This is a genomic window from Sphingobium sp. L-44 (assembly GCF_056859495.1).
This window is the reverse complement of the sequence record NZ_JBSXOQ010000108.1, coordinates 1-12,225: the sequence shown is the minus strand read 5'-3', so window position 1 is coordinate 12,225 and position 12,225 is coordinate 1. Positions and strand designations below refer to the sequence as shown.

At 57.5% G+C, this 12,225-nt stretch carries 10 protein-coding genes and 1 pseudogene; 3 read left to right on the top strand and 8 right to left on the bottom strand.

The window, feature by feature from the left end:
* Positions 1-202: 202 nt before the first annotated feature.
* The 6 genes from tnpB to AC13EK_RS17870 form a co-directional block, all read right to left on the bottom strand.
* Positions 203-556: an IS66 family insertion sequence element accessory protein TnpB gene (tnpB, locus tag AC13EK_RS17895; RefSeq protein WP_010336289.1), complete on the bottom strand. Its 354-nt coding sequence runs from the start codon at positions 554-556 to the stop codon at positions 203-205.
* On the bottom strand, positions 553-1,014 hold the full coding sequence (gene tnpA / locus AC13EK_RS17890; protein WP_084491345.1) for an IS66-like element accessory protein TnpA: 462 nt from the start codon (positions 1,012-1,014) through the stop codon (positions 553-555). Before tnpA ends, tnpB begins: the two co-directional genes overlap by 4 nt.
* A 249-nt stretch (positions 1,015-1,263) precedes the next feature.
* Positions 1,264-4,971: an AAA family ATPase gene (locus tag AC13EK_RS17885; protein WP_069337516.1), complete on the bottom strand. Its 3,708-nt coding sequence runs from the start codon at positions 4,969-4,971 to the stop codon at positions 1,264-1,266.
* Entirely contained in the window at positions 4,971-6,203 is a 1,233-nt protein-coding gene (locus AC13EK_RS17880) for an exonuclease SbcCD subunit D (RefSeq protein WP_037522883.1), read from the bottom strand. Before AC13EK_RS17880 ends, AC13EK_RS17885 begins: the two co-directional genes overlap by 1 nt.
* A 79-nt stretch (positions 6,204-6,282) precedes the next feature.
* A complete protein-coding gene (locus AC13EK_RS17875; RefSeq protein WP_069337517.1) occupies positions 6,283-7,758 on the bottom strand; it encodes a DUF2779 domain-containing protein in 1,476 nt (491 codons plus the stop codon).
* Between the two features lie 64 nt (positions 7,759-7,822).
* Complete coding sequence (locus AC13EK_RS17870; RefSeq protein WP_081331723.1) at positions 7,823-8,863, bottom strand: helix-turn-helix transcriptional regulator; 1,041 nt, start codon at positions 8,861-8,863, stop codon at positions 7,823-7,825.
* A 307-nt stretch (positions 8,864-9,170) separates the two neighbouring features.
* Here AC13EK_RS17870 and AC13EK_RS17865 point away from each other — a divergent pair, with 307 nt between their 5' ends.
* From AC13EK_RS17865 to AC13EK_RS17855, 3 genes are all read left to right on the top strand, one after another.
* Positions 9,171-9,419, top strand: a complete 249-nt coding sequence (locus AC13EK_RS17865) for a hypothetical protein (protein WP_069337518.1) — start codon at positions 9,171-9,173, stop codon at positions 9,417-9,419.
* A 127-nt stretch (positions 9,420-9,546) separates the two neighbouring features.
* Positions 9,547-9,762, top strand: a complete 216-nt coding sequence (locus tag AC13EK_RS17860; protein ID WP_234792401.1) for a hypothetical protein — start codon at positions 9,547-9,549, stop codon at positions 9,760-9,762.
* Positions 9,755-10,492 (top strand): hypothetical protein, encoded by a 738-nt coding sequence (locus AC13EK_RS17855; RefSeq protein WP_069337519.1) that lies wholly within the window; start codon positions 9,755-9,757, stop codon positions 10,490-10,492. Before AC13EK_RS17860 ends, AC13EK_RS17855 begins: the two co-directional genes overlap by 8 nt.
* A gap of 285 nt (positions 10,493-10,777) precedes the next feature.
* Here AC13EK_RS17855 and AC13EK_RS17850 read toward each other — a convergent pair whose 3' ends face one another.
* A complete protein-coding gene (locus AC13EK_RS17850; protein WP_234792402.1) occupies positions 10,778-11,302 on the bottom strand; it encodes a hypothetical protein in 525 nt (174 codons plus the stop codon).
* A 15-nt stretch (positions 11,303-11,317) separates the two neighbouring features.
* A pseudogene (gene dgt / locus AC13EK_RS17845) lies at positions 11,318-12,046 on the bottom strand (dGTP triphosphohydrolase); the annotation flags it as partial.
* Positions 12,047-12,225: the final 179 nt, after the last annotated feature.

Sequence of the window (12,225 nt, the reverse complement as noted above, 5' to 3'; positions counted from 1 at the left end):
CATGCAGATCGAGGGCATGGCCGCCCTTGCCACACCCATAACCGAGGAGGTTCAGCCGCTACAGATTACACCCAAGGCCGCCTGAAAATGCAGCCCGATGGCCAGCACCGAAATTACACCACATTGACGGACGTGACCCGCATTCTAGCCAGTTCCCCACGTCTGGGAACAGCCTTGCGTCAGGTAGAATCAGGCGTGCGATCTACTGCGCATGAAGTGGCTTTGGCACCCGCGGCACGTGCATGCGCGACCAGTCCAGCCCCTCGAACAGCGCGGAAGCCTGGGCCGCCGACAGCTTCATCACTCCGTCTCCCGGGCGGGGCCAGCGGAACTTCCCATCCTGCAACCGCTTCGTCACCAGTACGAGCCCGGTGCCGTCCCACAGCAGGAGCTTCATCCTGTCCGCCCGGCGTGCCCGGAAGACAAAAAGCATGCCTGAGAATGGGTCGAGACGCAGTTCCTGCTGAACCAGTGAGGCGAGGCCCGCCATACCCTTCCTGAAGTCCACAGGCTGCGTCGCGACAAGCACCTTCAACGGTCCGGGCGGAATGATCATGTGTTCACCTGCGCGGCCAGGAGCACCCGCTCGATATGGTCGGCATCCACGTCGGACGGGATGCGGATCGACAGCCCGCGGGTCTCGATAATAATCTCACCGCCACTCCTCGAACTCGCGGGCAACGATGACACTGCAGGCGCCGGTGGCCCAGAAGATGGCGACGGTACGGGAGGTGCCGGCGGGCTTTCGATCACCGCGGGAACAAAGCCCATCCCCTCGGCCCGTTCCCGGAAACGCCCTCGCCAGTTATAAAGCTGTTGCGGGAGCATGCCATGACGCCGGGCTACCTCGGCCACATTCGCGCCCTGCTTGAAACTCTCCTCGATGATCCGCGCCTTCGCCGCAGGCGTCCACCCACGGTTGCCATTCGACAAGGGAATGACGTCAAGACGCTCGGCCTTGCCTGCCCTCCCACCCCTTTCAGTTTCGAAACTGGTTTCGAAATCACCACTCATCACCACCTCGCAAATGCAAGGCTCAACACCTACCAAATCGCAAAATCATGAGAATGTGGGGGATTTTGACCGCTTACGGCTGATCTGCGTATGCCATAGCTTTGTCGAAGCGGCCTAGTGTGAATGTCGGCGTACTCCGGTTGGAAATTCTTAAGCTGCGGTTCGCAAGCAAGGTCCCAACACGTTCATTTGCTGGATGATTCCAGAACATCATGAGAAGCGGATCAGGATGACGAATAAGTGAGTTACCTATCCGCTGACCACCGTCAATTCGCTGCAGCCACGAGCGACGGGCGTGACCTCGATCTTCACGGGTATCCGTTCTTTGATCTCCTCGACATGGCTGATGACGCCTACTCGGCGGCCAGTGGCATGAAGATGCTCCAGGACTGACAGGGCTTGGCCGAGGCTGGCGCCATCCAGAGCGCCAAATCCCTCATCAATGAACAGGCTTTCGATTTTGAGGCCGCGGCCGGTGGACATCTCGGCAAGCCCAAGCGCCAAGGCCAGGCTGACGAGGAAGCGTTCTCCGCCGGAAAGATTATGCACACCGCGGATTTCGCCAGCCATGTCATGGTCGATGACCTGGATAAGCATGTCGCCGCTAGGAGCGCGTTGGAGTTCATAGCGGGGCTTGAGATCCGTAAGCCTCGAATTTGCGTGCGCAAGCAGCCGATCGAGGGTCAGCCCTTGGGCGAAGCGACGGAACCGGGCGCCAGTCGCGTCGCCGATAAGTTCATCAAGGGCGAGCCACACCCGCGCCGCTGCGCGTTCGCGTTCCAGCTCGGCACGAAGCTTGGAGGTCTGTGTCCGTACCTCATCGTCCCGCCGCAGGACGAACTGGGCATCTTGGAGCGCTTTCTGGGCGGTCTCGTCAGCTTGCTTGGCTTCGCTGACCGCCTGAGCTAGGGCGTCGCCAGAAAGGGCAGGTGGATCGGTTTGATCGTGGCGGATCAGGTCCTCCTGTCGCTGCGCCAATACGGCAGCCGCATTATTGAAGGCTCGGTCGATTGCGGCAAGCGCTTCAACCTCCCCGTCGATTGCTGTCTGTCCTTCCCGTGCTGCGTCGGCGACAGCCTCTTCCTCGATGGCAAGCTCAGCCAGTCGCGCGTGGAATCGACCTTGGCGATCGAGATGACCTTGGACGACGCGTTTGGCTTCCTGATCGGCAGCCTCTTTGCGAGCCGCTGAAGCCGCCTGATTTTCGCGACCGAGAGCCGCGGCCGTTTGGGCAGTTTCCAATGCCTGGCGAGACTGCGACAGCACGGCTTCGTTTTGGGCAACGACGGACTCGACGGTGTCGCCGCCAAGTAGGCGGCTCCGAGCGTTCGTTACCAGTATCTGCTCTTGCTCCCAGGCTTTGGCCTGGGACTCGATTTCGTCGAAACGGACCATGGCCGCTGCGGTCTCCGCACGCGCGTCGGCGACCGCTCTCTCCAAGCCAGGAATGGCCTCGACGATCTTAGAATGATCTGCAAAATACGTGCGCCAGGCGCCGGCTTGTTCATCAAGCCAGCCTATGGGGTCAGCCAGCTGCCGCCAATCTGCGGTGCCGCTAAATCTCACATCAATTGATTTTGCGAGGCGATCCCGGGTCTCGGTAATGTGCGATTTGCGTTCCAGAAGGCTGCTCAATTCCTGCTCGATATCGCGCAAGGTCTGAGCGGCGACGCCGGAGGCTCTGCGACTTTCCTCCCAATCGCTCCGGGCCTTTTCATCGGCGACCTGGGCGATGGTAACCGCCGTCCTAGCCTCGGTCATGGTGGATCGCTGACCATCAAGCGTGGCGAGTGCGCTTTCCAGAGTGATTTCGAAGTCTGGCTCGGCAGGATCAAGGCCCGTCAGGCTACATTTCTCAGACAATACAGCAAAAGCGGCCTGAGCCTTTTCATTGGCCACCGCCATTGCGGTAGCTTGGCTTTCTATGTCGAGCTCCAGACCGTTAATCGATTTGTCGGTGGATTGAATGCGGGCGGCCAGCGCGGCCTCTTCAGCGGTCTCGGAAGTGCTTGATGCCTCAAGATCGGCGATGCGGTCCCGTTGCTCTCGAAGCTGCATCCCCAAGAGTGAATCGAGCGCGCTCAACGCATGTTCGGTGGCGCCGCAAACCGGGCAGGCCTGCCCTTCCTCCAATGTCGCGCGAAGTTGCATTGCTGCTTCGCCAGAAGCCGCTTCGGCTAGCTCGCCGGCACGGCGTGCCTCCTGCAGTTGCGCCCGCAGAATGGGAAGGCTGGAGTTTACCTCTGAGTGTCGGGTGACGAGGTCCTCGCGCTCAACTTTAGCCTCACCGAAATTGCTCCGCAGACGGGCCAAAAGATCACGGCATGCCCCTACCTGTGCTTCATGATGCTTCCAGTCCACCAGAAGAGGCGAAAGGGCCCCCAGGCGATCCCGCTTTTCGAGAACCACGGAGAATTCAACTTCGGATGGTGCGGAAGCCTTGGCTTCGTCCAGTATGTTACGAGCCGATGTGGCAGCGGCGGCTGTTCTCTCTTCAGCTGCCTTCGCGGCCTCCCATGAAATGTTGGCGGCGATTTTGGAGGCTTCCGCTCCGTCCACGCTACCTGAAAGTTGGGACAGCTTGAGATTCACGGCTGCGATCTCAACGAGCTCTGCTGCAAGTTCGGTCTGCTGCGTTGCCAAACTGGCAAAGCCGGCGTTCTGCGCAAGCCAAGATGCATGATCGTCGCGGGTTGCGATGGCCTTAGACCAGGAACTGCCGGCAACCTGCTCAACCTTCTGGCATTCAGATAGAGCCTGCGCGCGCGTAGCGCGGGTGTCTGAAATACCGTCGAGCGATGCCCGCGTTTCGGAAAGTTTACGGTCGAGTGTGCGCGCTTCCTCTATCTCGGGAGATTGCACCGCAACCCGGTCTGTTTCGACCTGGACACTCGCTATCGCCTGGCTCTCGTCGGCCGCCGTCTGGGTCGCGCGTTCGCGTGCCTGATCCAGTTCACCTTGTCGCAGGACGGCATTTTGCTCAGCTTTGTGAGCTAGCGTCGCCGCCTCCTGGATGGCAGTCCAATCTCCTGCAAGGGCAAACGCGGCTTTACGAAGGCGTAAAGCTTCGTGCCGAGGGATGGCTTCCTCTCGGGCAGCGTTTGCGGTCGCAGCGGCTGACTCGCATGCTGTGACCTTGTCGGCCAAGATCGCGCGCTCGGTTTCCCAGCCAACAGCTTTGGAAAGTTCTCCAAGCGTGGCTGAAGTTCGATCGGCTGCATCTTTCGCGGCGCTTTGTTGCTCTTCAGCGGTCCGACGAGCTTCGTCGTCGAGGCCATTTTGAGCTTCGATTCGCCCCATAATCGCCTGTTGCTGGGCCCGGAGTGTTGCTGCCTTTTCATGAGCTGCGCGGCCGAGGCTCGCATAAATATGCGAACCGGTCAGCCGTTCGAGCAGCTGCGCTCGTTCGTTATCATCTGCCTTGATGAAGGCTTCGAAATCCCCCTGTGCCAGGAGGACGGCTCGTCGAAACTGCTCGGCTGACAAACCGACTAGGCGGTGTATCTCCGCCAGCGTTTCAGTTTTGGTCCCACCAAGAATCTCGCCATCACCAAGGCGAGTAAAACTGTGCCGGGTCGCCTGCATGCGGCCATCGGTCTTCTGACGAGCTCGCTGGACGGTCCAGCGTGCACGGTAACGTTCGCCGTCGCGACCTACGAAGTCCAGTTCAGCAAAGCCCTCACCGCAGCCATGCCGAAGGACAGCCCTGGGGTCGCCAGCCGACAACTCGTCACCTTGGACCGTCTCAATCCTGGCGCGGGCCGGTGCAGCGCCGAGGCGCGGCACGGCATCGAACAATGCAAGGCACATGGCGTCGAGCAGGGTGGATTTTCCGGCGCCCGTGGGGCCGGTGATGGCGAAAATGCCGGCGTCGCTCAGGGGTTCGGCCTCAAAATCGACCTCGAAATCGCCGTTCAGGCTAGCCAGATTACGACCGCGGATTGCGAGCACGCGCATCAGACGTCCTCCCTCGACATTTGTGTTTCAATGAGCAGGGCTTGGAATGCTTGGCTCAAATCCTCTGGCGGCTCGCTGCCATGGGCGCGTTCGAATAGCTCTGCGAAGACAGCCTCGGGGAGGAGTTCGGCAAGATCGACTTCGCGTTCGGCTATGGATTGGTTGGTAGCCTCGCGAGCCGAGACGCGCGTGATCCGTGTCAGTCGCAAAGGCTTGCCGTCGAGGGCTGCCATGACTCGAGCTTGCAGGTTTGGCTCAGGGCCGTCGACGAGCACCGAAATTTCCACGAAGGGATGCAGCCCGCGAGGAAGCTGCGGATCGAAGTCCAGTTCCTGGATCGCGATCTCGACCTCGCCGATCGGCTTGGGACCAGCGGCGGGAACCGTGAGAAATGGAACAACGCGCGGGATTTCCTCGTCGCGGGCGGTTGCGCCGTCCGCAGCAAGGTCGACTACGCTGATCGAATGGCGGTACAGGCGCTCGGTTGCGGACAGTGGAAACGGCGATCCCGCATAGCGTATCAGAGTGTCGCCCTTGATCGTCTGCGGACGATGAAGATGGCCGAGCGCGATATAGGCCGCTCGGTCGTCAAATAGGGCAGTGGCCTGCGCTTCTTCACCGCCGATGGTGATCCGGCGCTCTGAATGTTCAGAGACATCCCCTTCCGCGACGTGGAGGTGGCCTGTCACTATGAGAGGCAGTCCGTTCGCGCGTTCGGCCCCTACAGTTAGAACATTGTCATATAATTCTGGAAGACCGCCCGGTCCCATGTCGCCTGGTCGGCAGTAGGGCACAGCTGCCAACCACGCCACGATGGTGCCCGCCCTATCGTTCAGTGGTACCAACATCCTCTCGAAATCTGGTGCGCCGTTGGTACGGGGAAGAGAGCCGATAAGGTGGATCCGTCCGGGGCCCAGAAGTGCGGCGGGCAGATTGATACGCGCCGCACTGTCGTGATTCCCGCCGATGATGACGATCTGCAGATTGGGGCAGCGCGTCGTCGCATCTCGAAGGAATGCATAAAGTCGTGCCATGGCTGACACTGGCGGGTTCGCCACGTCGTATATGTCGCCCGTGACGAGCAGCAGATCCGCTTCTTCGGCTACTAGGCGCCCGAGAAGCCAAGACAGAAACGCTTCATGCTCCGCCTCCCGATCATGGCTGAACAGCTCATGCCCGATGTGCCAGTCAGAGCTATGGATGAGACGGAAGGCGGGTCTTGATTTGGTCATAGCTTAAGCTTCACGGAAGGGACGACAGAAATGGACGTGGCTGGGCGACGGCCTAGTTAGCGCTGCCCGAGCAGCGATATCAGCTTTGAGTCAGGTGCTTTGCGAGTACGATCATCGCTTGTGTGTCTCGCTCACAATAAGCTCGTAGTGCCTTATCGAGGGCGGTCCGGCGGTCATCCGTCGTATCAGGAGAGATGGCCTCCAAATATGCGGCTTGGGCGTTACCACCGTCTTTGACCTCGAGCTGTGAATAATCGAGATCTGGAGCGATAGTCGGCAGCACGGCCTTGATTGACCAACTGCCTCTCTGGTCGCGATGATACCAGTTGGCGCGAGTGACCGGCAAAAGATCGACAACCCGGTCGATGATTGAATTGAGATCATCTGCTAAATCAGGGAAAAATTCAGAAAGCTCGCGAAGGCGCGCCTTTTCGAATTTTTCGTTGTACGTGACTACCGCACCTGAATTGGGGATCATCGTTACCAGCGCTTCGGCACAAGCCCTTCGCGGGTCCATGCCATCTAGGCTCAGAAATTCATGGTGTTGGAGGTTCCCGTCTTCCGCTTCGATATGAGCGGAAAATTGGAAGGGAACCTGTTGATATGGACGAGTGCCGATCCAACGCGGAATGGCGAATGCGATCGTCTCAAAGTCCAACCACGTTCGAGGGAAGGACCAATCAGCCATAGCAAATCTCGCGCCCTCAACGTCGTGATTGGGTTCCCCTGTTACAGTGGCTTGATAAACCCGTTGGTGGGTTGGGTTCGTCAGCATCGCCGGGTCGACGTCTAAAAGATTCGCGATCCCCTTCTTCAGCCAATGATTGCCCCCGCCGTAGGGAAGGACCGTCACAGGCCATTCTGGACCAGGTGGAAGAGCTTCCTCGCAATATGTCGCGAAATTACATTGAAGGCCGTTACAATGGGATCCTGGGAGAATGTCGGGTTCTGTACCAGCGAGCGTTTCACGCGCAGCCGCTACCACCTCGGCCCGTGTTTCGACCCGGTCTTTGATGTTGGAAGTTAGGTCGCTGTCGGAAAAGAGCCCCTCGAGAGAGCCATCGCTTGCAAGAACGAAATCGCCGTCCAGATGCCGGATCGCCGCGCTGTCGATTGACACACCGGCTTCACGGGCTACCCAGACCTGAGTGGCTAGGTCATTTACGTGATAATCCTTGGGCTTGGTCGAACTTTTGACCTCAGCCATGTGCCAGCCACCGATACCGTTTGGCTCCAGAATGTCGACTCTCACCAGAACGCCATCATGCTGAAACGTCGCTTCGAAGATCGGATCCTGGTGACCGCCTTCTAGCAAAGCCTTCGTTGTGGCGAGAGCAGTGGAAAGATCGGGTTCAGCCTCGACCATTATTCCGCCCGGAAGGAGTGAGCATGCTGCGGCACCAACCTCATGCCCGGTTGCGAAGCGCGCTTCTGCGCCTTCATCAATTTCGGCGAGGTCAGCGCGATGAACCGATAGCCACAATCGCTTTGGACACTGTTCGAAGTAGGTGATCTTGGACTTGGATAGTCCATGCGGACGGGGGGAGGCATTCATGCCGCGACACTCGCTGAGAGATTGGTAAGGATCAGAAAAGAGTTCGAAGAGAAAATCATCATGATCAGTCCTGCATCGAATGCGCGACAAAAGTGGTCGTTTCAGGTTGCGTTGTTTGCTCTGGCAGCATCGTCAAAGCTGCTATGATGCGCTGGCGCATTAATTCGATCAAAGCGGTGGGCTGCTCAATGACGAGTTCATTGCCCCAGGTGAATAGATGCTCGGCCAATTCCCGCATGCCCCCGCTGGTGAAGCGGATGAGAAGGTCTCCATTTTCGAGAGCTTCTATCTGTTGATAGCGGTGAAACCTCCATTCGTGGGCTCGTGCTGCCGCGGATGCGTGGACGCGAAGCACGACATCCTGCTTCTCGTCGCGCCAAACGGCAAAACTGTCGGCAAGCCAGGCATCTATGTCCCAGTCATCTGGAGCACAGCCGAGCTTCTCGCTGAGGCGTGGTTCAACCATCCTATCAAGGCGGTAGTAGACCGGATCGTTCTCCCTATCGGGCATTTTCCCGACCAAGTAGGATAGGGGGCCGTGTACAATGCCGAAGGGTATCACACGTCGCCAGCGCGGTTCTTGCTGCTGAACAGCCGCGTAGCTGAACTCGATGCAACAACCCGACAATATCGCAGCTTGGACGATCGCGACAGTCTCAGGTGGCACCGTTGCGACGGGGCCGGCAGTGACCATCGTCCGCTGGAGCCGTGTGAGGGCTTCCAGATCAGGGTCGATACGGCGTTTCTCTCGGTCGTCAAACGCGCCTTTCACTTTCGAAAGGAGGCTTGCAAGTTGGTCGCCACGTACCGTCTGGCCAGCCCCTCGTCGTCCATCGACCTCGGCTTGGAGTGCTGCAACTTCAGCAGCTGTAGGCCGGGTATAAACGCGTCGAAGGCTGTCTCTGATGAAAAAGCGCTTCCGTCGATCTTCTGACACTTCCTCCAAGTCGAAATGCCTCGCGATAATGTCGCGCATACGCTCGGCGGTCCTTCTATTGACGCCCAGTGTTTCAGCCATTTCATCAAGAGTGAGGCCTTCGGATGATTCCGAAAGTGCATGGACGAGTGCCAACAATCGATCCAATTTGGCCATACGATCGGTCATGCTGAGCTCCGCCATTCACGTCCAACTACGACTGCGGTCGTCGCTTTTTCAAGAGCTTAATGCACCAACTTGATGTTTGCGATTTTCAGCGGTGGCTCGAACTGTTGCGATAGAGATTACGAGAGCATCTTCGTTCCATCATATCCTTTTGTATTCTATCAGTGGTGACAGTTTGAAGTTGGTCGGACCTATTGCGACCGAATCTGACAGATGTGGAAGGGTTTACTTTCTTAAGGTCTCCACGAGACCGAACTATCTTGGCCCAGCTGTCACGATAGGGTGGTGAAGGTAACAAGGGAGAATTGGCATGAAGATTGAACGAGATGTGCTGAAAGAGGCGGGAACGAAAGCAGCAAAGATCGGTCAGAAAATCGGCGAGAAGACGGTCGATGGAGTGAAGAAGGCTTGGGCTACCGAGATGGGGCGCACGGCCATCACCGGTGCCGCGGCCGGTGCCGCGATCGCTGCGGTCGTTCCGTTCGTCACCGTCGGGGCAGGCCTGCTGATTGGCGGCGCAATATCCGTGTTTGCCAAGAACATTAAATCAGGTCAGTAATCTTCGCTCGAATTAAGCACCTGCCTGCAAACGGGCCCCCAACCTCGAGTGGGTGGTCTGCCGCAAATGGTCCCGGCAAGTTCGAAGACTGTTGGACGATCGAGGGCATCGCTGAACGGAACTTTGGATGATCGGAATTTTCTTACTGGCCGCTGTCACTTTTGTGGATGGCGATATCATCCGTTTGGATGGAGAACATGTTCGCCTAGTCGGTATCGACGCGTCTGAAATTCAATATGCCTATGCGCGCCGAATTATCGACGATTTAGAGTTTAATCGCTCCAGAAATAAGAGGGCGCGAATGGTTGTATCGGAATTTGTTGGGAACTTGAAAGTTGGGTAGGCTGATTTTCATCGTACTCATTTTGTTCCTTATTGTCCTCCTACTATGGATCCTGGGGAAGGTGCTGCACAAGGCCCTTCAAGGCCTAATCAATGTTGCTTCTATACTCGTAAATGTTGCGGGAGCCGCATTGATGGCGGTGTTGGCTGGCCTTATTGCCTTCTTTGTTCTCCCCATCTCTCTTGTGGGTGAATGGTTCGGAATTGCCGTATCTGGCGTCGCGATTCTGGTGTTCGTCCTGAGTCACAGAAAATTCGGACGCCGTGAGGGATTTGCGGATCGTCAGCCGCCGGCGGTGGAGGAGGAACAGGCAATATCCTCTGCTGTAGTTGAGGACCCAATCGAGCCCGAGGCGGATCCACGTGTCGCTGAAGCGTGGAAAATCGCCGGAGAACTTGCGCCCGAATACGCGAAGCGCCTTTCTTTAGCTCGGCGTAGTTGTAGCCGGGTGCTGGAGTTGGCAGTCGAGGATGCGGTCGAATGGAGCGTCGTTGACTGCTCCACATTCATCTCCCGCACGGTTCCGGAAGCCGTGTCGACCGCAGCGGCACTGATAAAGGACGCCGCCCCATCAGAGCGACGCTGCCTCGCCGATGAGCTAGTGGTTGACCTTGAACGGATCGCGCAGCGCGCGCAGGAGGAAATCGATAGTCGTCGCCGGCAATTGCGTAATAGCTGGAACATTGTTCGCACTCATATCGCAAGCAGGACCTCCCGCGACGCGTTGTAGTGGCGACAGCCGCGCCGATAATATGGCGATCGCGGCTCAGATGATCAGCCATTTTCATGATCGTGATCGAGCGGTTCGAAAACGCGTGCAGATATCTCTCTCGCGGATATGGATTGGCCGCATCATCAGTACGAGGACGATGCCCTTTCCCACCCAGGCTAAAAGGTTACTCTTCCGCTCCGGCACACACTTGCTCCCTGTTTTTATAGGAGTCTGCTAAATTTCTATGCGTCAAAAAAGGCCGTAAATCTCGAGGCGCGTAATTCGTTTCTCATTTGTCGAGTTTCAGAGCTTGTCGAACACTGACCCCATCCGCGGCGCAAAGAGGCGCTCGTAGGTCCGGAGGAGATGGGCATCGGTCATGCCTGAAACATAGTCAGAGATTACCCTCATAGGTTCGGCTGATCCGCTGAATTTGGCGAGAATGTCGCCCGGAAGGAAGCGTTTCGGTTCGGATTTTATCACCTCAAAAACGGCGATCACCATCATTTGCCCTTTGAACTCCAGATGCTGAACGCTCGGGCTGCAGATCACCTCTTCGTAAACCAGCTTCGTCACGGCAGCCAAGAAGTCCGCCACTGGTTCGGGGACCGTGACTCGGTACCTGAGCCTTGGCTCCTCAAACTCGGCTTCTTCTTCAATAAGAATGCTCGGAATGACAAAATTGAGAATCCGGTTGATCTGATGCTTGCGGTCGTTGCCGTCTCCAAACAGGCGTTTGAGCAGACCGCCATACACATCATTGCCATATTGGCCGCGATATTGGCTGTTCAGATAGTCGAGCAGGCCCTGACACGCCGATGCAGCCACATGTTTATGAAACTGCTACTGATCAACTAGCTTCAGGGCTAGCGCATCTTCTAGGTCATGGATGCCAAAACTGATATCGTCCGCAAGGTCCATGATCGAGCAGGCGAACGCCTTGTGGCGCGCTTTTGCATGCTTCCCCGGCCGGAGATCAAACTTCCGAAAGGCATCCTGATCACTATTGGAAAGCGGGGAGAGGATCCAGTCTACGACGTCTTCTTCGCAATCAAAGAAGCATTTTGGGGGCTCAGATGCAGTGCGGTCTAGCAGTGGCGTGCCACTGGTGTCGGAAAGCATCCTAGGTCGGACATTGGGGTTAGCCACCTGGCTAAAAGCAACAGGGTATTTTAGAACGCCCAATAGCGTTTCGCGCGTTAAGTTCGAACCGGCCAATTCTGAGAATTTCTCCAGTTTCGACAGGATTCGGAGCGTCTGGCCATTCCCTTCGAAACCGCCATAATCTCTCATGCAGTAATTGAGAGCCACTTCGCCGCCATGGCCAAATGGAGGATGCCCCAGATCGTGGGTGCAGGCAATGGCTTGGATTAGAGCGTGTTCTGGCAGGTGAACCAGCGCGGGATGGCCAGGAAAATTGTGTGCGAGTTGCTTGATCAAGCCGCCAGCGATCTGCGCCACTTCCAAGGAGTGCGTCAGCCGGGTACGGTAAAAATCGCTATCGCCTAAATTGAGAATTTGGGTCTTGCCCTGCAATCGCCGGAAAGATGCGGAGTGAACCACGCGGCCATAGTCGACATCACCTGCAGTCCGCGCATCAAAAGATTTTCGCGGTCACGTCCGTCAATGTGGTGTAATTTCGGTGCTGGCCATCGGGCTGCATTTTCAGGCGGCCTTGGGTGTAATCTGTAGCGGCTGAACCTCCTCGGTTATGGGTGTGGCAAGGGCGGCCATGCCCTCGATCTGCATGT